Source organism: Reinekea blandensis MED297 (genome assembly GCF_000153185.1).
Lineage (GTDB): Bacteria > Pseudomonadota > Gammaproteobacteria > Pseudomonadales > Natronospirillaceae > Reinekea > Reinekea blandensis.
The window spans coordinates 217928-238555 of the sequence record NZ_CH724155.1 but is presented as its reverse complement, the minus strand read 5'-3'; the positions used below and the strand labels follow the sequence as shown (position 1 = coordinate 238555).

Genomic DNA, 20628 nt, shown 5'->3' with positions numbered 1-20628 from the left:
TGACGCAACCCACCCCTTGGTTCGATCAGTCAGACGACTCTGGCAGTAACTCAAGGTCAGCCATTTTCAACCAGCCATGGAAGTCGGCCACATTGGCCGGCAGAACGACCCGCGTATGGGCATCGGCCAGAGAGCCGACTTTTTCGAACATCTTCTCAGCCAGTTGCAAGCGGATAGAGGCTTCGCCACCTTTTTCATTAATCGCCGCACCGATTTTGGTGATGGACTCGGCAGTCGCCTTGGCAATGGTCAGGATTTCCTGCGCTTTACCTTCGGCCTCATTAATCAGCTGCTGTTTATCACCTTCGGAAATATTAATGGTCTCGGTCATGTGACCTTCGGAGACATTAATGCGTGCCTGCTTATCACCCAGGCTTTTGGCCAGAATCGCGCGGCGTTCCCGTTCGGCGGTTACCTGTCGTTCCATCGCTTCATTTACCGACACCGGCGGCAGAATGTTTTTGATTTCGAAACGGTGCACGCGAATGCCCCAGGCCTGTCCGGCTGAGTTTAAGACTTCCACGACCTTGGCGCTGACCAGGTCTCGCTCTTCGAACGTCTTTTCCAGTTCCAATGTCCCGATGACGGAACGCGTGGTCGTGCGCGCCAACTGAATGGCGGCATCGACATAGTCGACGATGCCGTAAGACGCTTTCGCCGGGTCCATCACCTGGACATATATCACACCATCGACCTGCAGGTTAATTTCATCCATCGAAAAGCAATATTGCGGCGGCACATCGATGGTCATTTCTTTCAGGTTAATTTTGTCCACGACGTTGTCGATGAACGGGACGATGCCATGGAAACCCGGCTCCATGGTTTTCAGGTACTTGCCAAACCGCTCAACAATGTACGCACTTTTTGTCGGCACAAAGTACAGCGATTTAAATAACGCGACGATGAAGACCAGGAAGAAAAAGCTCCACACCGCAATGACAAAGATGTCGCCAATAGAATCAATACCAAACATGTGAACGCTCCTTAGTTCTTAAACGTCTTGGAAACCTGATCGACACCTTCAAAGATGCCTTTCACGCGCGCCATTTCAGAAGGCAGAACCGATATGTCGGAACCATCCATAATGCGCCCCAACTCACCGACAAACTGATCGACCAGTCGCATCTTAATGGCCTTGTCGCCGCCGGGCTTGTTAATGGCTTCAGCGACCATCGCAATGCCCTGCGACTGCGCATCGGCCAATAAAGAAATTTCCTGCGCGCGACCTTCGGCAATGTTGATCCGACGTTGCCGTTCACCCACCGAGTGGTTGATCGACTCCTGACGCTCACCTTCAGAAATGTTGATCTTGGCTTCTTTCTCGGCCGTCGCCAACGTGATTTCCGCACGACGATCGCGTTCGGCCACCATTTGTTTTTCCAGGGTTTTGACAACGTGTTCTGATGGCGCAATGTTCGCCACCTCATAGCGGAACATCTTAATGCCCCAGCTTTCAGAGGCTTCATCGATTTCGCGCACAATGGTTTCGTTGAGTGTTTCCCGTTCCGAAAAAATCTCGCCCAGTGACAACTTACCGACCTCGGAACGCATTGTGGTTTGCGCCAGATTGATGGCCGCCAAGCGATAATCTCCAATACCGTAACTGGCCAGCTTCGGGTCCATGACTTTCAGATACACCAGGCCGTCGATTTCGACCTGAATGTTGTCCTTGGTAATACAGTGCTGCGCCGGAATATCAAAAACCTGCTCGCGGATTTCATGGCGATAGGCAATGCGATCGATAAACGGGATGATCAGATGCAGCCCCGGTTCAAAAACCGTGCGGAACTTACCCAACCGTTCGACCACGAACGACTCCCGCATCGGCACAATGACAAAGAAGATTTTCGCCAGAAACATCAGGACGAGAATCAGCAGCGTGATATAGACCATAGTGATTTCCTTTTTCGAGCAGGTTTATAAAGGTTTAACAATCCAGCAGTTGCCATCGCGTGAGACGATGACGGCTTGCTGACCGGACTCCAGCGTTTCATCCGACTGAGCTTCCCAGCTGGTGTCCAGATAACGGATTCGTCCGCGACGATAAGGGGTGACTTCATCGATCACTTCGACAATCTTGCCGATAGCGTCTTGGGTTTCGTCGGTGTTTTCGACACGATCATCGGACGGGAACATTTTCAGTAACCCGGTTCTCAAAACCATCACGAAAAAAATCGACGAAATAAAAAACGTCAGCAAGATGTTCACCGGACCGTGAATATGGCCCAGCTGCACCAATACACCGGTGAGGATGGCAGCGCCACCTACGAAGCCAAATACGGCTCCGGGCACGACCAACTCCAAAACGATCAGCGCGGCGCCAAGACCCATCCAGACAAGGGCGACCATTTCCATTTCAGTTTTCCTCCAAACGGGCAGAATCGATCTGCTCTTCAATGTAACGAAAGGCGCTGACGGGCAAACGAATGTGTTCAGCGACCTGTCGTATGTAAGTCTGAGTTTGATGGTGCGGTCGACCATCACAATGTGCGACCAGTTGCAGCGTCCAGATCAGAAAGTGACGGTACGCATCGCGCGGCAGGCTTTTTGACATCGACTTGCCAAAGTAGGGCTTGCGAAACGCCCGGGCGATGCTTTTTTTCTCACTTTCACTGAGCATCACCTGCGATTGCTCGATCAAGGTGTCACGAAGGTTTACCTCCGTTTCACGGATCTCTCCATCGCTGCTGATGACCGAGTTAATGTAACGGTACAGATCCAACACAAAGTAGCGTCGTTGTGTCGACGTCAGCTCACCGAGCAGCAACTCCATCAACGGCTTTTTGCCCATCTGGCCGACGCCCACTTCGGCAACGATCACCGGATCTTGTGCCATGGCATGCGCGAACGGATGAATGCCACCGCTGATCACCCCCAGAGCGGTCAAACTGGATACCGACGGTTGTGGCGCAGGGGGGGGCTCATTGCTCTCCGACCGCGACAATGGTTCAGGTGCATCGGCACCGGCCAACAAATCGTTTAGGTCTGCGTGATACAACTGACACAAATCGGCAGCCTGAAGAAAACTGAGTTTCAATCGACCCTTTTCGAGATCGTACAGCGTATTCGCCCGCAACCCGAGCTGCGACTCGACCTGCTTTTGCGACAGGCCGGCGGCTTTGCGCAACGCCACCAGGTTGGTCAGCACCTGTTCTTCTAACGCCTCAAGCAACGGCAACTCCGGAAAATATCTCGCTAATATTCCGTCAAGGTAGACCTCAAAATCGTTAATAGCAACGAATTTTTTGCAAGATAACGGAATTTATGACCTTTGGCATGCACGAATACCAAGTTTGACGGATCTCCGATTGACTCTATCTTTTGAAGAAAATTCCGACAAAATGTCGTCATCTTCGCCGAAAAACTTCGGTTTATTGATGCACAGCATGGTTCTTCGACGACAAGATCGACAGGCCGCTATTCATTTTGATAAACATGGCGAACACAAACAAATACAAACTGCATGAGTCCTATGATGAAAAAACTGATTACTGTCTCTTTGTTAAGCCTAGCAACCGTTGCCTCCGCTTCAGAACTTGATTTGCAACCGGGTCAATGGTCGGTCAACCTGAAACCGACAGAAGCCAATCTTTTCTTTGGAAGCACTAAAACCGACTACCCTGAGTCGAATGCTACCGATAAAACGACTTCCGTCGATTTTTCGCTGCAGGGTTCAGGTACCTACGCTCTTAATGAGCAAGTCCAGGTTGGTGGCTATGCCCGAGTGTTTGCCACCAAATCAGGAGATATCGAAACGGCCGGTGGAACGACGATTTCGGATAACGAAAGCCGGGATTCTGGCTTCCAAATTAACCCTTTTGTTGAATATCAGGTTAGCGGAGATTTCCATGCCAGAGTTGAGTTGTCGTACTACTACTCGGGCGCTGATGTAACCACCGACATGGATGGTAACGAGACGTTCACTGCCGATAACTACAATAGTCCCGAAATTTGGCTTGGCGGGGTGTATAAAAAAGACATCAACGACAAAGCGATGTTACGAGCTGCTGCTAACGTGGGTATCGACTGGCAAAACTACGAGGATGAAGAAGACAGCTCAGATACATTTTCTGAAACTTATCTGCGCAGCACTATCACAGGAGACGTCCACTATTTTCTAGCGAACAATTTTTCTGTCGATGCCGGGCTGGGCCTCTATGCAGGCAAACTGATTAATCAGACCAACGACGGTGAAGAAGTTGACTTATCAGACTTTGACTGGTCTTACTTCAACGTCGGAACTCGCTTCGGTTTTACCTATTACCACCGATAATCGTAAAAAAAGGCCGGGCAATACCCGGCCTTCCCCGATATCAATAACGAACAATCAACTGCTCCCGCTCCGGCCCAACCGAAACATATCGGATCGGGCAGTCAATCAACGCCTCAATCCGCTCGATATAGGCCTTAGCGGCTTCCGGTAAGGCTTCATAGCTTCGGCAGTCCTGCAGATCGTCCGTCCAACCCGGCCAGGTTTCATAGACCGGCGTCACCCGATACAGGTCATTGGTCAGCGGGTAATCGGTCAACGTTTCTCCATCCAGTTCGTAGGCCGTGCAAACCTTTAGCGTCTCTTGTCCGGACAAACAGTCGAGCTTGGTCAATGCCACTTCATCGGCATTCTGCATGCGCACACCATAGAGTGTCGCGACGGCATCGAAATGGCCGATGTCCCGCGCCCGCCCGGTACGGGCACCATACTCGTTCGCACTTTCACGCAGCGTGGTCATGTCGGTCATCGCGGTCGGAAAGGGTCCTTCACCGACGCACGTCGAAAAAGCCTTAGCGACAGCGGTCACGCGTGGAGCGGCCGGGAATCGCAAACCACTGAGAACCTGAGCGCTGCCACTAAGTACCGAGGACGAAGTGGTGAAGGGATAATTGCCCTGTTGAATATCCCGCAAGGCGCCAAGCTGTGCTTCAAAAAGCAGTCGGCTGTCTTTGGGTTGTTGCCGTTGCCAGGCGGTCAGATCGGTAATCATGGGCCCAAACCGTTCGGCCAGCCATTGCAGATCGGTCAGCAGGGCTTCAAATGTCGGCCAGTTCTGTTCGCCGTAGAGCCCGGTCAGCATCGGCAACTTCCAATCGTACCAACGCTTCAGGTTCTGACGCAGGGTCTCTGGATGGCGCAACGCCCCTAACTGCAGGGCCTTTTTGGCAAAGCGGTCGGCGTAGGCATAGGCAATACCGTTACGAGTCGACCCAAATGCCTGGTCACCCAAGCGGGCCTCTTCCAACTCATCTTCCAGCCGATGCAATGGCAACACCAGGGTCGCGCGGTCGCTGATCACCAGTTTTGGATGAATGTTTTTCGCCGCCAGCGCATCGAGTTCTGAGGCCAGACCGGCCAGATCAATCACCATGCCGGCGCCCAGAACATTCGTTGTGTTAGGGTCGAACACGCCGCTTGGCAGCAGATGCAGCTTAAACTCTCCCAGATGGTTGATGACGGTGTGGCCCGCGTTGTTGCCGCCCTGATAGCGACAGACCACATCGGCTTTTTCGGCAAAGTAATCGACCATCCGACCCTTGCCCTCATCACCCCATTGGGCCCCGACCACGATGTGTGGTTGTGGATAACTCATACGCTCAGCTCACCTCCGTAAATTTGGCTTGCAGCGTACGCCTGGACTAATTATTTTAGAATTTAATGTTTTCTATATTTTATATAAGACTTTCTTATGTCTGATTTCAGCCAGCTGAAAAGCTTTGTCGCCGTGGCGCGCTACGGCAGTATTTCCCGCGCCGCCGATGTGGTGCATCTGACCCAACCGGCCGTCAGCCTGCAAATCAAACAGCTCGAAACCGCACTGGGAACCGCGTTGTTCACTCGTCACCCACTGCGCCTGACCGATGCCGGAGAGCACCTGCTGAGCCAGGCCCAGGCAATTCTCGATCAATGGGAGTCGGCACTCGAGTACGTCAGTGACGAACAGACACTGACGCGCGGCAAACTGACCATTGCCTGCAGCGATACGCTGATGCGCTTTGCCCTGTTACCGACCATCAAGGCTTTTAAAACCCGCTATCCAGGTGTGCAGTTGTCATTTCTGAACCGGACGTCCGCTGGCGCCCAAATCGATGTCGTCGAAGGCCGCGCCGATCTGGCCCTGAGTCTTAGCGATGAACCGCACCCCAAACTGAAACGCCAACCGGTCTTGCAGTACCGAGATGTGCTGCTCACCCCACTAAGCCACTCCCTGGCAACACCCAACCCGGTCGCGGCTCACCAACTTGAGCATGAAACATTGTTGTTACTGGAAGAGCGCACCACCTCACGCCACCTGATTGAGCAATGGCTGAGCCACCAGCCCGGAACCGTCATTCACCGGATGAGCCTGGGCAGTGTGGATGCGCAAATTGCACTGACGGAGGCCGGTTTGGGGCTGGGCATCGTGCCCGATTTCGCCGTCCCGACGCACCTTGCCGCGGTGCCGTTGTCAAACCTTCACGAGCGACGGATTGATGTCGGCTATCTGCGTTTAAAACCCGCGGCGGAGGCTTGGTTAACTTCGCTGAAGGCAACGCCACAAAAGCGACCCATCGATTGACAGGCAGGCAGAGCCCACCCAAGATGCCAAAAAACGAATGGCGATCTCAACTCTTGATAACCACGGCCCGACTTCATTTAAGACAACCCACTCCTGACGATGCGGATGTGCTAAGCGACATTCTTTCCTGTCCGGAGCAAACCCGTTATCTACCAAATGAAGCCCCCTACACCAATGCACAACAGCAACAGTATCTGAACAACCGGCTGCAGCATTGGCTGGAGCATGGCTTTGGTACTTTCATCATTTGTTTGAAAGACGCGCCTGATACCAAGCTCGGTTTCTCCGGTGTGGAGTTCACGCCCAAATCAGGCTTTGTAGATATTCGCTATGGCATTACCAAACCGTTTGAAGGTCAGGGCTTTGTGACCGAAGCCGCCAAGGCCACCATTGACTGGACGTTTGCAAATACAGATCAAAAACGGATTTTCGGAGTATCCATGCCTGAAAACCTAAGTTCCATCGCGGTCATTAAAAAGCTCGGCATGGCAGAGGTTCATGGCGTTGATTTGTATGGTTTCGCCGGATTGAAAAACTACTGCCTTGATAAATCGGTTTACTGAGCAGCCACGATAAGACATAGGTTTTAAACCTGAATGACAAAAAATCTTTGATAAGGAGAATCAATGGAATCATCGCAACGCTTTACCGGTCGGCATACGAACTATGACCGTTTTCGTCCGGGTTACCCACCTGAACTCGTAGAACGTATCGAAATAGTCACCAACCTGAGCAAAAATGCTGAAATTGCCGATATCGGTTCAGGTACTGGTATTTTCTCGGGATATTTTGTCGAAAAGGGGTACTCCGTTACCGCTGTTGAACCAAACGATGACATGAGAGCCATAGCCGAAAAGAAGCTGGATTCTTTCAAAAACTTTCACTCACAACCCCACCAAGCCGAACATACCGGAATCCCCGACCATTCAATCGATCTGATCATCGCCGCGCAGTCCTTTCACTGGTTTGATCTCAACAGAACAATTGACGAATTCCGGCGAATTCTCAGACCCGGTGGATACGTTGCGCTGATCTGGAATCAACGCTCAACGCACGAACCCTTTCAAAAGGCATACGACGCTGTCATTCAGACATACGCACAAGACTACGACTCGGTTAATCACCAAACTCTTGAAAACTCAGAATACACTCAGGTTTTCAGAAAAGGGCAGTTTGAGCACCATACCTGGCCATATCAGCAATCATTTGATTTGGACGGTTTGATTGGCAGAATGCGTTCCTCGTCTTATTGTCCACCAGAAACATCGACAGCCTATTCAGATTTGTTAGCAGACATAAACGAGCTGTTTAATAGGTTTCAACATCAAGGGAAGGTGGCATTCAACTACAAATCCAGTTTACTTGTTGGTCGGATCTAATTAGCAGTCGCCTCAATGAACTAAGTGGACCATAAATGAAATACATTGACGACCTTATTGAGTATTGCAACCAGGCTAAAGCCGCCAAACCGGTTCAAACTTTTGAGTTGACCAATCTCAGTCAACTTGAGTCGCTTACACATGGTATCTATATCATCGAACAAGTTGATGGCGATATTGAGCAAACTTTTGCCGACCTTTCCGCCTTCAAAAAAACAAAAGCGCGTGCCTGTCCAAAATTGAATCGCCCCTCTTCCGTAATGTATGTCGGATCATCCACCACCGGACTGAAAAAACGCATCGTTCAGCACCTAGGTGATGGACCCAAACAGACTTATGCGCTGCATTTAAGCCATTGGTTTCGTGGTAAGTATCGAATCACCATTCGGGTTTACAGCGAATCGCCTGAGGTCATTCAGATTATCGAAGACGCCATATCCTTTGACCTGGCACCTGCATTTGGTAAACAGGGTGGTAACAACAAATAATGCTACCTAAGATGCCGGTTACCGTTGAAGTTCGAGGTCAACGTCTATCGCAGACCCTTCAACGGAAACCGTACCTCTACTTGAGTCTGAAAAACGAAATCGATTGCACCAGATCGTCACTCAGATCTTTCAACGATTCGATGGCCCGTAACTGCTGTTGAGCACGTTCAGTGTTCTGCTGGGTGATGCCATTCACCGTGGTCACACTGTCGGTAATCAAACCCAGGGTTTGGTTCTGCTGGTCACTGGCATCGGCGGTCTGTCCGGACTGTTCACGGATGGTGCTGACGGCCTGATTAAACTCGCTGATGGCGGTACCAGCTTCGGTGGCTTTTTCGACCGAGGCGACCGAACGCTGATGACTGACTTCAATGACGGACACGGCCTGTTGCGAACCTTTACGCAGCTCTTCCAATGTCGATTCGATTTCTTCGGTCGACTGTTGCGTACGATGCGCCAGCTTACGGACTTCATCAGCAACGACAGCAAAGCCGCGGCCCTGTTCGCCGGCACGGGCCGCTTCAATGGCGGCATTCAACGCCAGTAGATTGGTCTGTTCGGCAATGGCCTGAATGGTTCCGATGATGGTGGTGATGCTTTCGGCTTGGCCATCCAGTTGCTGAATGACGGTTACGGATTGTTCAATCTCTCCGGCCAGGGATTCAATGGCGGTGACGGTTTCGGATACGGTGGCGCTGCCGCGCACGGCTTGACCATCGGCCTCTTCGGCGACGCGCAGACTTTCGGCCGCGGCATGGCTGACCTGCTGTGCGATGGACTCCAGCTGTTCGGTTGCCTGTGTCAGCTGATTTAACTGGTTGGCCTGTTCTTCCGCATCCTGCAAACGCGTTTGGGTGTCTTTGAGGCTGTCATCACTGGACGTTTTCAACATGTCAGCCAGTTCCACTACGGACTCAACAATCTCCCGCAGCTTATCGCTCATGGTGGCCATGGCCAGTTTGACGGTGTCCACTTCATCGCCATTTTCACGCGCGTTCACGGTGACGGTCAGGTCGCCTTCAGATAACCGATGCGTCAGCGAAACAATGTCGCCCAAGTCTTTCTTCAAGTGCCGCAACACCGAGATCGAAACGATGGCCGCAACCACAAACAGCAGCCCGACCAACCCGATTAACCAACGAATGGTGGTGCTGAGGGAGTCAATCAACTGTTCCGATCGGGTCGTCACCAGCTGGCCCAGACGTTGACTGAAATCTTTGATGGCGACATCGACCGGGTCCATCGCAGCCAGTACGCCTTTATCGGCCGCGTTACGCTGGTTCCAGGCACCTTTATTAATCCAGACGTCGGATGCGTCAGCGAAGGTGGTTTCTGCCGCCTGCATCGCGGTGTTGAAGTTATTAATGACGGATTGCAGATCACCACCTTCATCAGCATTGGCGGCATTCCAAGCTGGCTCAATTTCTAACGGCAGTGCCTCAAAATGGGTCAACAAGTTTGTCTGGAGCGCAGTTGCGGACTCAATAATAGAGCGCAGCTCACTTTCTTCAGCGTTGCCGGAAAAGAACTCCGGTGCGACTCGTCGGGCGTCGTTATACAGGCTGGTTAACTGGTCCCAGTCGTTCACCAATACTGATTCGAACTGTCGCAGATCAGCATCCTGAGAACTCGATTGAATAACGCCGATAAATTGAAATATGAAGTACAACGAGATAACCAGCGACGCGGCCATAAGGCTGGCAACGAGAAGACTGATTTTTAGGGTAATGCTGAGTTTTTTCACAGGGAATCTCACTTCAGAAACAGGGCGCCCAAAAAGCACAGGCGGTCAGAAATCACGTATAGATAACTGATCGGCCGAACCAACCGAATGTTTAGAGTAAGAGTAGTAGTCAATTCCTGTCAGAGCGCAACAATTCCGGCTCTAGAGTAATTGCGGGTAAACTCATCTACTTCTTCAACCAACCAATTTTTGAAAGCATTCAAGTTGGGGTTATCTGCGAGTTCATGCCGATGCAGCAAATAGTACTGAAAGTGACTTGCAATCGTGATGCCAAGTAAAGGCACCAACTGTCCGTTTTCCACCAGTGCGCGGGCCAGGGTATTACGCACCACGGCAATGCCATGCCCTGACAACAGCATGTAGATGGTAATGCCGCCTTCGTTAATCACCTGCTTGCGAATCGGATGGCCGCTCGGATCGACCCCGGTCGCCTCAAACCAGCTCTCCCAGTTCATGCCGCTGTCGACCCAGCCGTGAATCAGCATGAAGCGAAAAACATCGGCGGGGTCATTGATTTGCGCGGCGATGCGCGGGCAGGCGGCCGCGTAAGCGTATTCCTGCAACAACGGCTCGCAGTTCAGATTCGGGTAGCGGGATTCACCCAACCGAATGGCCAGATCGATGTCGCTGCGGTGCAGATCAACCTGTTGGTGGGAGGGGTGCAGTCTCAGCTCGATCTCCGGATGACGGTGATTGAACTTCCAGAGCCGGGGCACCAGCCAACGCGAAGCAAAACTGGGCAACATGGTCACACTGAGGACTTAGGGCCTGTTAACACTGTTTCTGTCTATTCTGCCGAGATTAAAACCATTTACGGCTAGGCAGAACGCACGAATCGTGGTTATTCCACCTGAGTAAGTGATAACGACGGCGTAAGTGGCTTTAATCCGGCCCTACGGGTTGGATTGTGCCCTTCCAGTGGCATCGTTGTTCGTCGTTCGTGTGGAGCAACCACAGGTCACTCCTCACGCCTTGCTCTGAAAGGGCACAAAGCCAACAGAATGGACAGAAACAGTGTTAACAGGCCCTAGGTTGTTTATAGTGGTCGAGTTTACGAATGGATAACTGCAGCAGCTCAAGCCCATCCTGAATCTCCGGAAGCATAAGCTGACCTTGTTCGGTTAACACCATCCTCCGACCCTGTCGATGGAACAGTTTTACACCTAACCGGGCCTCCAGATTACGAATCTGCTGGCTGACCGCCGCTTGCGTCACATTGAGCTCTGACGCTGCATTCGTGTAACTGCCCAGACGTGCAGCCGCTTCGAAAAAACGGAAATACTGCAGATCCGGAAGGTTTGGAAAACTCATTTCTGATCACCGGTTTAACTATAAGGAGGGCTTATAGAATCTGTAAGGAGGTATCGTTGGTATTTTACCCTGGATCGCTTCAAAATGACCACTGTTCCAGTCTTTCAGATCGGGGTGTCCGACACCGCCCTGATCTTCACCGGGGTAACGCTCACCCCAACCATAAAGGGAGACACTTCATGGCAGGGCCTGATAAGACTATGTGCGTCCATTCTGTTGGCTTTGTGCGCTTTCAGAGCGAGGCGTAAGGAGTGACCTGTGGTTGCTCCACACGAAAGACGAACAACGACGTCTCTGGAAGTGCACAAACCAACCCTTTGGGCCGGATTAAAACCGTTCACGTCATCGTTATCACTTGCTCAGGTGGAATAACCACGACTCGCGCGTTCTGCCTTGTCGTGAACGGTTTTAAACTCGGCAGATTGGATGCACATAGTCTTATCAGACCCTAACTTCCTGGCTCAGATTCCGGAATGGATGATGATTCAGATCCGCAAGGGATGGAAACAACGCGAACTGCAGATGCGCGTACGCCGCGCCTCAACAATGATTGATCAGATGCCGGAATGGCAGAAGAAAGACCTGAACGTGCAGGCGAATGACCTGCGTACCTATCGACATCACATGTGACCGGCAGGCTCGTTGACGTGCCTACCGTCCACCAGCCTGTTCACAGGCACCAAGGCCCGCGACACGCGGGCCTGTTCGTTTCAGACGGCCAGTTCCAGAATGGCCCGGCTCTCATCAAAGCCAATGGCCCGATGCTCACCGAGTTTCCCCATCTTGTGCGCCTTAAGGTTATCCACCAGCGGGTCGATGGCGTCGGCGGTCAGATCGGCTTCGCTCAGCGCCGCGGGAACGCCCATTTCGTGGAAGAAATCGACGATACGGGCAATGGTCTGATCGATGCGTGTGTTGTCATCGCCTTCGGTGATGCCGAACGCACGTTCACCGAACTGCAGCAACTTGTCCTTTTTGCTGTCGCGCTGAAACTTCAGCACGGCCGGGAAGACAATGCTCAACGTACGGGCGTGGTCGATGCCGTGCAAGGCAGTCAGCTCGTGCCCAATCATGTGCGTCGCCCAATCCTGTGGAACGCCCGCGCCGATGAGTCCGTTCAGCGCCAGGGTCGCCGCCCACATGATGTTGGCCCGCACGTCCAGATCCTTCGGATCATTCAACGCTTTCGGACCTTCTTCCATCAGCGTCATTAACAGGCCTTCGGCAAACCGATCCTGCACCTTGGCGTTGACCGGGTAGGTCATGTACTGCTCCATGATATGCACAAAGGCATCGATGACGCCGTTAGCCACCTGCCGTTCTGGCAAGGTCAGGGTCACTGCCGGGTCGAGTACCGCAAAAATGGGGCGAACCAGCTCGGAGCCAAAGGGTAATTTATCCGTCCCGCGGGTAATAACACCGCCGGTGTTAGACTCCGACCCGGTGGCCGGTAATGTCAGCACACACCCAAGCGGCAATGCACGCTCAATGGTGGCACCAAACTGACAGATGTCCCACGGATCACCGGCAAACTCCGCCGCCGCTGCAATAAACTTGGTGCCATCAACCACCGAACCACCGCCGACCGCAAGCAGGTAGTCATAGCCTTCTTCCTGAATCATGGTGACCGCTTTCATCAGCGTGTCGTATTTCGGGTTCGGTTCAATGCCCGAAAATTCGGCCCAGGTGTGATCTTTCAACGCGTCAGCAACCTGATCGTAAACGCCGTTTTTCTTTATCGAACCACCGCCGTAGGTTACCAGCACCCGGGCATCCGCCGGGATGTCCTTGGTAATGGCAGCAATCTGTCCTTCACCGAAGTGAATGCGCGTGGTGTTCTGAAAGGTAAATCTGTTCATGAGAGGGCCTCCAAACAGGCAGAAGAAGAGTCAACAATCGTACTCCGTTATATGGCGTAGCTTAATCAGAGTTCAAGCCTGACCAGGACGATGTTTGGTGGACCCGACCGGGCCTGATACTCTGCTCCCACGATCATGACAGGGTTTCCACCATGCCAGACAGCTTAATCAATGATTTTCGACAAGCCTTTAACGCCTGCCAACACCGAACCGCACGTAATCTCGACGCCGGACTGAAACAGCGCTTTCAACAACTCGCCGACAGCCTGGACGACGATGAAACATCCGACCTCTACGGCAGCGGTGCGCTGATCGAAGCGCTGGAAACCGAGGTAGCAGAATTGCTGGGTAAAGAAGCCGCCGTCTTTCTGCCCAGCGGCACCATGGCGCAGCCGATCGCCCTTAAAATCTGGTCAGAAGCGGCTCGCACCCCATATGTGGCCATGCACAGCACCAGTCACGTGTTGCTCCATGAGCATAACGGCTATCAGGCGTTGTATGGACTGCACGGCGTCACAATAGGTCAGAACCATCAGGTCCCAACACTCGAGGATCTGCAACAGGCCGCGTTAAACCCGCTGGCGGCTGTGTTGCTGGAACTGCCAATGCGCGAAATTGGCGGGCAGTTGCCGCCGTGGGACGACCTGGTGGCCCAGACGCAATGGCTGAAAGCACAGGGCATTCGTGTGCACATGGACGGCGCCCGACTCTGGCAGTGTCCCGCCGCCTATGACAAGTCACTCGCTGACATCGCGGCTTTGTTTGATTCGGTTTATGTGAGCTTTTACAAAGATCTCGGTGGGCTGGCCGGGGCTTGCCTTGTTGGTGATCAGACCTTTATTGATAAGGCCCGTATCTGGATCCGCCGGGCCGGCGGCAACCTCTATTCCTTAGCACCTTATGTGGTCGCGGCTCGCGAAGGGCTGAAGACCCACCTGCCACAAATGCCGAAACGACGGGAGCAGGCCATCTGGCTGGCCGGCCAACTGAATGCGTTGCCGGGCATCAGCACCTGGCCACGCGTACCGCAGACCAACATGTTCCGGTTGCGCCTCCGCGGGGACGCCAACTCGGTACTGCCCGCGATGATCAAATGGATGCAGGCCACCGGCATTGGGATTCTGACACCACCGTATGAAGTCGGCGAAGACTACATGATGACTGAGCTGACCATCGGCGATGGGTTCAACACGCTGCCCGAAGAAGACTGGTTGCGGCATATTGCGTCGTTCGGCGACCTGTTACGGTCGGTGATTTCAGACTGAAACTTCATCAAAGTGAAATCCCAGACATAAAAAAACCGACCACAATGGGTCGGTTCTTTTTTGCCGGGCCAACGATTAATGATCGTGACCGCCGGCGCCATGCACGTGACCATGCTCCAGCTCTTCGGCTGACGCTTCGCGCACGCTTTCGACTGAACCGGTGAAGTGCAGAACTTTACCCGCCAGCGGGTGGTTCGGGTCGACAGTGATGTCATCACCTTCAACACCGGTGACGGTCAGCTGCAACGGACCGCCTTGCGTCTGAGCGGTAAACACCATACCCGGCTCAACCGATTCAACGCCTTCGAATGCACTGCGTGGAACGACCTGAACCATCTCTTCACGATATTCGCCGTAAGCTTCTTCCGGCTGTACCGTCACGTCGAACTCTTCACCGGCCGCTTTACCGGACAGTGCGCCTTCCAGGCCTGGAATAATGTTTTTATGACCGTGCAGGTACGTTAACGGATCGCCGCCTTCAGAGGTGTCGATCACCTGGCCGGCATCGTCTTTCACCGTATAGTTCAGTGATACAACTTTGTTTTGTTCAATCATTCAAAGGATGTCCTATGGTTGGAGCATTTAGGCGGGCTTGTTGTCCCGTAAGAGAGAATCGCAAACGCGCATGAATTTGTAGCATGAGTGCGCTCTGCAGGCGCAAAAATGACTGCTCCGCCTAGTATGGAGCACCATCTATAGGTTTCAAGGGCAATTCTGTTTCGGATGTTTACAGTTATTAGCCCAACTTTAACAGCTCGACACTCTCCGATAGCCTGTCGTTATGGTATGATTCCCAGAATGTCATCACACTCTGCTCTCCGTAACCCTCTCTATCGTCGCTATTTCACCGCGTCGGCTTTTGCCACACTTGGCGTTTGGATGACCCGCTTTCTTTATGGCTGGCTGGTCTGGGACGTGACCGAATCGTTTTTCTGGGTGGGCGTCGCAAGTTCCGCACTGCTGCTGCCGTCGTTAATCATCACGCCCATTTTTGGTGTCATTTCCGATCGCATCAACCTGCGCACCGGCGTCATCGTCTGGCTGGCTGCACAGGCGACCATTACCCTGTTCAGCTGGATCATCTTCTACGGCGTCGGTCATTCGCTGCCGTTCCTGCTCGCCATGACGCTGCTGTTTGGTATGACGGCCGCCGCCGGGTCGCCTTTGCGCCTCACGCTGATTCCCAAGCTGGTGACTCAGGATGAACTGCCCAATGCGGTCGGCTGGGGCGCCATGCTGTTCAACACCTCGCGGATTCTGGCACCAGCACTGGCGGCCTTTGCGCTGCAATGGGCGTCGGCGTCTTGGGTCTTTATCTTCGGAACCGTCCTGTTCGTCAGCGCGGCACTGATCAATGTCGGTTTACCAAAAAACCTGGTGCCGACACCCCGGGACGGCCCGAAGACCAGTGGCTGGCAGGATTTTGTGGCCGGTCTGAGCTATTGCTGGTCGATGCCGATGATCCAACTGCTGTTCCTGCTGACCCTGACCAACAGTCAGGTAGCGCGCTCGCTCATGGAGTTGTTGCCAGCACTGTCAGGGACATTGACGGCCGGTCGAGCCTCGGATCTGGCATTCATCACCGGCTCAGCCGGCGCCGGCTCCATCATTGGCGGCTGGTTCATTTCCCGTCAGCGCGGCTCTCGTGAGCGACTCTATCTGATTCTCATGCTCGCCATGGCCGGGACGGCCTTGTTACTGGTACCCATGTATCGGGCGTGGCCGGTCTGGACCGTCGGTTTGTTCATCGCCGGTATCAGCGGGTTGATGACATTGCTCGGTACCGGGTCGCAGATTCTGCTCCAGCTGATTACCGAAGACGGTAAACGCGGCCGCGTGATGAGCCTGTGGTTGACCATTGCACTGGCCGGACCGGCTTTTGGTGCGTTGATCATGGGGTCGCTGGCCGAACTCGGTGGCTTGCCCACCATGCTGACGCTGATGATCGTCATTAGTCTCGCCTCGGCGTTGTGGTTAAAATGGCGCCTTCCCAAGCACGCAGGCACCTTGCAACATGACGTCTGAGGCCATTTCCGACTTCCGCAGTCTATTCCTGAACGAAACCCCGTTGATGGACGTTCGTGCACCGGTGGAGTTCGCCCAGGGCGCGTTTCCGCAGGCGCACAACCGACCTTTGATGGTCGATCAAGAACGCGAAGCGGTCGGCACCCGCTACAAAGAAGAAGGGCAGGACGCCGCCATTCAACTCGGGCATGAGCTGGTACAGGGCGATATTAAAGCCGAGCGCGTCGCCGCGTGGCGAGCCTTTTTCGAGCAATACCCGGAGGGCGTGTTCTACTGTTTTCGCGGCGGGCTGCGTTCACGCGTGACACAACAATGGCTGCAGGAAGCCGGGATCGACCGACCGTTTGTCGCCGGCGGTTACAAAGCCATGCGCCGTTTTTTACTCGATCAACTGCACGACCGGGTGTCCGAGGGGCAGGTTCAGATTCTCGCCGGCCCGACCGGCAGCGGCAAAACCGACGTCATCCATGCCTGGCCTCGCAGCCTGGACCTGGAAGGACTGGCTAATCATCGTGGCAGTGCCTTCGGTCATCACGACGAGGCACAACCCGCGCAGATCGACTTTGAAAATGCCTGGTCCATTGCCTGGCTGAAACAGGTCGAGCAGGGTCCGGGGCCGGTATTGGTTGAAGACGAGTCCCGGCTGATTGGCCGGATCTCGGTGCTGCCGGAGTTTCTGGCGCTGGCCAAACAGGCTGATTCGATTGTCTTGCAGGCGTCCGTAGAAGCGCGGGTCGAACGCATCCGCCGGGACTATTTTGAACAGCGCTATCAGCGATATCAAAAAACAGACCCATCACTGGCCGCAGAACAGTTGCGCGACTTTGTCGCCCATGCGCTGACCAGAATCCGCAAGCGCCTGGGTGGCGAGCGCTATCAGACCCTGATGCAAACTCTGGAAGAGGGCATTGCAGCGCTGACCAGCCGAAACCATTGGGGACACTTTGATACCCTCATCGAGCGACTGCTGGTCGACTATTATGACCCGATGTATCAATATCAGTTCGAGCAGAAACAAAACCGCGTGCTGTTCACCGGCACGGAAACGGAGATTCTCGAATGGTTAGCGAGCCGGTAAACCCCAGCACCCGCCTGAAACTGGCCCTGACGTTCGCGGTCTTGCTGGCCATTGCCATTAACTGGATTCCCGAGTTTGACCGGGCCGCCCAGGATTACCTCAGTGACACCATCAGCAGCAACGTTGTGGTGTTTGGGGTCGTGCGGACACTGAATGGGGTGATCTCGGTGGTGCAGTCGGCGGAAGTCGGGGTCGGAGTCGCCGGTGTGGGTCTCGGTGAAATCTTTGACCCGGTCAACGATCTGATTGAACGTTTTTCCGGCCTGCTGCTGGTGACGCTCACAGCGCTGGGCATTCAGCAGGTCATTCTGTTACTGACGACCTCAACGATCATGAAGATCGTGCTGTCGGTGATGGCATTGATGCCCCTTTACGCGCTTTGGAAGAAACCCAACTGGCGCAGCCTGGTTTTACGGCTGTTTTTGGTCATGCTGCTGTTACGGTACCTGTTGTCGATTCAGGTCGGACTGATCTGGCTGTTCGATCAACTGTACTTTGATGCGACTGGCGAACAGGCGCTGTCCGTTCTGGAGGCCAGCGCGCAGGTGTTGCAGAATCTCCGCGACACACTCACCGAAATTGACTTACGGCGACTGATTTTCGGCAGCGACACGCCCGCGCTGGACAGTGAAGACATGGGGACCAGGCTCTCGACCTCGGTGGTCACCTTAATTGTCGGCATGCTGTTTAAAAGTATTCTCATCCCAGTCGGAACCGTCTGGCTCGGTTACAAAGCCGCAGGCGCACTGATTCTGTTACGCAGGCAACCATGAAACCCAACTCTCCGTTTGAACGTGACCTCGTCCTGATCGGCGGCGGTCATACCCATGCGCTGGTCATTCGCATGCTGGCCATGAAACCCATCGAGGGTGTCCGCGTCACGTTGATTTCGGACACTATCCAAACGCCCTATTCCGGCATGCTGCCGGGCTTTCTCGCCGGTCACTACAGTGTCGATGATACGCACATCGATCTAAACCAACTGTGCCGGCTGGCTGGCGTGCGTTTTGTCCATGACCGGGTCATCGGTCTGGATCCTCAGCACCATCGCGTGCAGCTCGCCCAGCATGCCGATCTGAGTTACGACAAACTGTCGATCAATACCGGATCAACCCCCAACCTGAGTTTACCCGGCGCCCGGGAGCATGCCATTGGCGTGAAACCGGTCAGTCAGCTCAAAGCCAAATGGCAGCAGTTACTGGACCGCTACGACCCAAACCAGCCTCCGCACTGGACCGTTGTCGGCGGAGGTGCCGCCGGAGTCGAAGTCGTGTTAGCCATGGCGCATCGGTTTGCTCAGCAGGGTCAACCAATCCAACTCTCATTACTGCATGCCGGTACCGAGCTGCTGCGCGGTTACCGGCCTGGCGTCCGCCGACGCGCGGAACTGGCCCTGAAACGCGCGGGCGTCGAACGCATCTCTGGCTTCAATGTCGCCCAAGTCAAGGCCGACGCGCTGATTTCAGATCGTGGGCAGCGGCTGAGCACGGATCAATCGCTGTGGTGTACACCGGCCGCCGCGCCATCCTGGCCTGGCGATGCCGGGCTGGATACGGACCGGCAGGGCTTTATTGCCGTCAATCGATTCCTGCAGAGCACATCACACCCGGACATCTACGCCTGCGGTGACGTGGCGGCCATGGTGCAGAGTCCGCGCCCCAAAGCCGGTGTCTATGCGGTGCGTTCTGCGCCCTTTCTGGCGGAAAACCTGCGGCGTTCGTTTACCGCCGAGCCACCCAAACCGGTCCGCCTGCAAACCGACTTTTTGTCGTTGTTGTCTTTAGGTGATCGCACAGCGGCGGGGCAACGCGGCCCATTGTCGTTCAGTGGTGCCTGGGTCTGGCGCTGGAAGGACCGGATTGATCGCGCCTTTATGCGTCGCTTCAGTGAGTTTGGACAGGCCTTACCGGCCACGGAAGCATCGACCATGCATTGCGCCGGTTGCGGCAGCAAGCTGGGGCCGGCAATGCTCAGTGAAACCCTGTCGGAACTCGGCTATCGCGAACCGGCCGAGGATGCCGTCGCTTTACCTCTGAAACAGGGGCATCTCTGGCAAAGCCTGGACGGCTTTCGCAGTTTTACCGACGATCTTTACCGGCTGGGCATCGTCTCAGTTCATCACGCGGTCAACGACAGCTACGCCATGGGGCTGGCACCGTCGTCGGCACAGGTGTGGATCAATCTCGCCTTCAGTCATCCCCGCCTTGCACGACGGGATTTCAAATGGTTGATGCACGGCGTTCACGATGCGCTGCGTGAGCACGATGCCCGGCTGATCGGCGGCCACAGCACCGAAGGCGCTGAAACCCACATGGCGGTGGTGGTGAACGCGGAAGGCCAGGCACGCTGGCCGAAGCGCGGCGCACAGCCCGGCGACTGGTTAATGCTGAACCGGCCGATCGGTACCGGCATTCTGTTGGCGGCCGATATGGCCGGCAGCGCGCACCCGGCGGATATCGAATCGCTGTGGCAGCATTTATTAACCAGTAACCGCGACTTCTTTGAAGCGTTAGCGGACACCCCTGTGAATGCCGCCACCGACATCACCGGGTTTGGCCTGATCGGACACGTGCTGGAAATGATGGCCGATACGTCAACGAGTGCGGTCATCGAGGTCGATACTGTCCCCCTGTTACCCGGTGCTCACGAGCTCTCCAAACAGGGTGTCCAGTCCACGCTGTTACCACAACTGGAACCGTTGCTGCGCGACTGCCAGATCGAACGGCCAACGGATGCCAGACTGCGTTGCCTGCTCGATCCGCAAACTCAGGGCGGGCTGCTGGTGTCGGTATCACCCGAGCACGGACAGTCTTTGCTGGACGCCGGGCTGGCCACGCGCATTGGACAGGTCCGTGAACGCCAAGTGGCGCCCGTCCTGCTTCACTGATCGACTACTCCGCTGACCATAAACCCGGATTGCCAAAACAC

General features: G+C 54.4%; 21 protein-coding genes. 11 read left to right on the top strand and 10 right to left on the bottom strand.

The genetic code is table 11. From position 1 onward, the window contains the following. Positions 1–25: 25 nt before the first annotated feature. From MED297_RS20570 to MED297_RS20555, 4 genes are read right to left on the bottom strand one after another with little or no spacing between them, the layout of a single operon-like run. Positions 26–973: an SPFH domain-containing protein gene (locus MED297_RS20570; protein ID WP_008048515.1), complete on the bottom strand. Its 948-nt coding sequence runs from the start codon at positions 971–973 to the stop codon at positions 26–28. A gap of 11 nt (positions 974–984) precedes the next feature. After that, positions 985–1893, bottom strand: a complete 909-nt coding sequence (locus MED297_RS20565) for an SPFH domain-containing protein (RefSeq protein ID WP_008048512.1) — start codon at positions 1891–1893, stop codon at positions 985–987. A gap of 24 nt (positions 1894–1917) precedes the next feature. Then, complete coding sequence (locus MED297_RS20560; protein ID WP_008048511.1) at positions 1918–2355, bottom strand: NfeD family protein; 438 nt, start codon at positions 2353–2355, stop codon at positions 1918–1920. Between the two features lies 1 nt (position 2356). Beyond that, positions 2357–3172 carry a helix-turn-helix domain-containing protein gene (locus tag MED297_RS20555; RefSeq protein WP_040557736.1) on the bottom strand — a complete coding sequence of 272 codons (816 nt, stop codon included), beginning with the start codon at positions 3170–3172 and terminating at the stop codon, positions 2357–2359. A gap of 300 nt (positions 3173–3472) precedes the next feature. On the opposite strand from MED297_RS20555, the gene MED297_RS20550 reads away from it, so the two are divergent. Beyond that, positions 3473–4273 (top strand): outer membrane beta-barrel protein, encoded by an 801-nt coding sequence (locus MED297_RS20550; RefSeq protein WP_040557735.1) that lies wholly within the window; start codon positions 3473–3475, stop codon positions 4271–4273. A 40-nt stretch (positions 4274–4313) separates the two neighbouring features. Here MED297_RS20550 and MED297_RS20545 read toward each other — a convergent pair whose 3' ends face one another. Beyond that, on the bottom strand, positions 4314–5585 hold the full coding sequence (locus MED297_RS20545; protein ID WP_008048502.1) for an adenylosuccinate synthase: 1272 nt from the start codon (positions 5583–5585) through the stop codon (positions 4314–4316). Between the two features lie 96 nt (positions 5586–5681). Between MED297_RS20545 and MED297_RS20540 the strand changes: the two genes are divergently transcribed. From MED297_RS20540 to MED297_RS20525, 4 genes are all read left to right on the top strand, one after another. Next, entirely contained in the window at positions 5682–6551 is an 870-nt protein-coding gene (locus MED297_RS20540) for a LysR family transcriptional regulator (protein WP_008048500.1), read from the top strand. Positions 6552–6574: 23 nt separating this feature from the next. Beyond that, positions 6575–7114 (top strand): GNAT family N-acetyltransferase, encoded by a 540-nt coding sequence (locus tag MED297_RS20535; protein WP_008048499.1) that lies wholly within the window; start codon positions 6575–6577, stop codon positions 7112–7114. A gap of 63 nt (positions 7115–7177) precedes the next feature. Further along, positions 7178–7930, top strand: a complete 753-nt coding sequence (locus tag MED297_RS20530; RefSeq protein WP_008048497.1) for a class I SAM-dependent methyltransferase — start codon at positions 7178–7180, stop codon at positions 7928–7930. A gap of 35 nt (positions 7931–7965) precedes the next feature. After that, positions 7966–8418, top strand: coding sequence for a GIY-YIG nuclease family protein (locus tag MED297_RS20525; RefSeq protein WP_008048495.1), 453 nt, complete (start codon positions 7966–7968; stop codon positions 8416–8418). Between the two features lie 76 nt (positions 8419–8494). On the opposite strand, the gene MED297_RS20520 is transcribed toward MED297_RS20525, so the two are convergent. From MED297_RS20520 to MED297_RS20510, 3 genes are all read right to left on the bottom strand, one after another. Next, positions 8495–10162, bottom strand: coding sequence for a methyl-accepting chemotaxis protein (locus MED297_RS20520; RefSeq protein ID WP_040557734.1), 1668 nt, complete (start codon positions 10160–10162; stop codon positions 8495–8497). 119 nt (positions 10163–10281) lie between these two features. Continuing rightward, positions 10282–10908, bottom strand: a complete 627-nt coding sequence (locus tag MED297_RS20515) for a LysR substrate-binding domain-containing protein (protein WP_008048476.1) — start codon at positions 10906–10908, stop codon at positions 10282–10284. Positions 10909–11179: 271 nt separating this feature from the next. After that, a complete protein-coding gene (locus tag MED297_RS20510) occupies positions 11180–11473 on the bottom strand; it encodes a LysR family transcriptional regulator (protein WP_008048475.1) in 294 nt (97 codons plus the stop codon). A 426-nt stretch (positions 11474–11899) separates the two neighbouring features. Between MED297_RS20510 and MED297_RS22250 the strand changes: the two genes are divergently transcribed. Continuing rightward, complete coding sequence (locus MED297_RS22250; RefSeq protein ID WP_008048474.1) at positions 11900–12103, top strand: hypothetical protein; 204 nt, start codon at positions 11900–11902, stop codon at positions 12101–12103. A gap of 80 nt (positions 12104–12183) precedes the next feature. Here the strand turns inward: MED297_RS22250 and MED297_RS20505 are convergent, their stop codons facing one another. After that, positions 12184–13332 carry an iron-containing alcohol dehydrogenase gene (locus MED297_RS20505; protein WP_008048473.1) on the bottom strand — a complete coding sequence of 383 codons (1149 nt, stop codon included), beginning with the start codon at positions 13330–13332 and terminating at the stop codon, positions 12184–12186. A gap of 152 nt (positions 13333–13484) precedes the next feature. Between MED297_RS20505 and MED297_RS20500 the strand changes: the two genes are divergently transcribed. Further along, entirely contained in the window at positions 13485–14597 is a 1113-nt protein-coding gene (locus MED297_RS20500) for a threonine aldolase family protein (protein ID WP_008048472.1), read from the top strand. A gap of 75 nt (positions 14598–14672) precedes the next feature. Here MED297_RS20500 and MED297_RS20495 read toward each other — a convergent pair whose 3' ends face one another. Further along, positions 14673–15152, bottom strand: coding sequence for an FKBP-type peptidyl-prolyl cis-trans isomerase (locus MED297_RS20495; RefSeq protein WP_008048471.1), 480 nt, complete (start codon positions 15150–15152; stop codon positions 14673–14675). Positions 15153–15395: 243 nt separating this feature from the next. Here MED297_RS20495 and MED297_RS20490 point away from each other — a divergent pair, with 243 nt between their 5' ends. Genes MED297_RS20490 through selD form a run of 4 tightly spaced genes read left to right on the top strand, consistent with a single transcriptional unit; the run spans position 15396 to position 20587 of the window. Next, entirely contained in the window at positions 15396–16622 is a 1227-nt protein-coding gene (locus MED297_RS20490) for an MFS transporter (RefSeq protein ID WP_008048470.1), read from the top strand. Beyond that, positions 16612–17700: a tRNA 2-selenouridine(34) synthase MnmH gene (mnmH, locus tag MED297_RS20485; RefSeq protein ID WP_008048469.1), complete on the top strand. Its 1089-nt coding sequence runs from the start codon at positions 16612–16614 to the stop codon at positions 17698–17700. Before MED297_RS20490 ends, mnmH begins: the two co-directional genes overlap by 11 nt. Continuing rightward, a complete protein-coding gene (locus MED297_RS20480) occupies positions 17682–18473 on the top strand; it encodes a hypothetical protein (RefSeq protein WP_008048468.1) in 792 nt (263 codons plus the stop codon). Before mnmH ends, MED297_RS20480 begins: the two co-directional genes overlap by 19 nt. After that, positions 18470–20587, top strand: a complete 2118-nt coding sequence (selD, locus tag MED297_RS20475) for a selenide, water dikinase SelD (protein ID WP_008048466.1) — start codon at positions 18470–18472, stop codon at positions 20585–20587. The genes MED297_RS20480 and selD overlap by 4 nt, the downstream gene beginning before the upstream one ends. Positions 20588–20628: the final 41 nt, after the last annotated feature.

What these genes read in the sequence shown, in the direction of transcription:
- MED297_RS20570 (WP_008048515.1), bottom strand. Translation starts at nt 973, where the DNA reads ATGTTTGGTATTGATTCTATTGGCGACATCTTTGTCATTGCGGTGTGG.
- MED297_RS20565 (WP_008048512.1), bottom strand. Translation starts at nt 1,893, where the DNA reads ATGGTCTATATCACGCTGCTGATTCTCGTCCTGATGTTTCTGGCGAAA.
- MED297_RS20560 (WP_008048511.1), bottom strand. Translation starts at nt 2,355, where the DNA reads ATGGAAATGGTCGCCCTTGTCTGGATGGGTCTTGGCGCCGCGCTGATC.
- MED297_RS20550 (WP_040557735.1), top strand. Translation starts at nt 3,473, where the DNA reads ATGATGAAAAAACTGATTACTGTCTCTTTGTTAAGCCTAGCAACCGTT.
- MED297_RS20545 (WP_008048502.1), bottom strand. Translation starts at nt 5,585, where the DNA reads ATGAGTTATCCACAACCACACATCGTGGTCGGGGCCCAATGGGGTGAT.
- MED297_RS20540 (WP_008048500.1), top strand. Translation starts at nt 5,682, where the DNA reads ATGTCTGATTTCAGCCAGCTGAAAAGCTTTGTCGCCGTGGCGCGCTAC.
- MED297_RS20535 (WP_008048499.1), top strand. Translation starts at nt 6,575, where the DNA reads ATGCCAAAAAACGAATGGCGATCTCAACTCTTGATAACCACGGCCCGA.
- MED297_RS20530 (WP_008048497.1), top strand. Translation starts at nt 7,178, where the DNA reads ATGGAATCATCGCAACGCTTTACCGGTCGGCATACGAACTATGACCGT.
- MED297_RS20525 (WP_008048495.1), top strand. Translation starts at nt 7,966, where the DNA reads ATGAAATACATTGACGACCTTATTGAGTATTGCAACCAGGCTAAAGCC.
- MED297_RS20515 (WP_008048476.1), bottom strand. Translation starts at nt 10,908, where the DNA reads ATGTTGCCCAGTTTTGCTTCGCGTTGGCTGGTGCCCCGGCTCTGGAAG.
- MED297_RS20510 (WP_008048475.1), bottom strand. Translation starts at nt 11,473, where the DNA reads ATGAGTTTTCCAAACCTTCCGGATCTGCAGTATTTCCGTTTTTTCGAA.
- MED297_RS22250 (WP_008048474.1), top strand. Translation starts at nt 11,900, where the DNA reads ATGCACATAGTCTTATCAGACCCTAACTTCCTGGCTCAGATTCCGGAA.
- MED297_RS20505 (WP_008048473.1), bottom strand. Translation starts at nt 13,332, where the DNA reads ATGAACAGATTTACCTTTCAGAACACCACGCGCATTCACTTCGGTGAA.
- MED297_RS20500 (WP_008048472.1), top strand. Translation starts at nt 13,485, where the DNA reads ATGCCAGACAGCTTAATCAATGATTTTCGACAAGCCTTTAACGCCTGC.
- MED297_RS20495 (WP_008048471.1), bottom strand. Translation starts at nt 15,152, where the DNA reads ATGATTGAACAAAACAAAGTTGTATCACTGAACTATACGGTGAAAGAC.
- MED297_RS20490 (WP_008048470.1), top strand. Translation starts at nt 15,396, where the DNA reads ATGTCATCACACTCTGCTCTCCGTAACCCTCTCTATCGTCGCTATTTC.
- mnmH (WP_008048469.1), top strand. Translation starts at nt 16,612, where the DNA reads ATGACGTCTGAGGCCATTTCCGACTTCCGCAGTCTATTCCTGAACGAA.
- MED297_RS20480 (WP_008048468.1), top strand. Translation starts at nt 17,682, where the DNA reads ATGGTTAGCGAGCCGGTAAACCCCAGCACCCGCCTGAAACTGGCCCTG.
- selD (WP_008048466.1), top strand. Translation starts at nt 18,470, where the DNA reads ATGAAACCCAACTCTCCGTTTGAACGTGACCTCGTCCTGATCGGCGGC.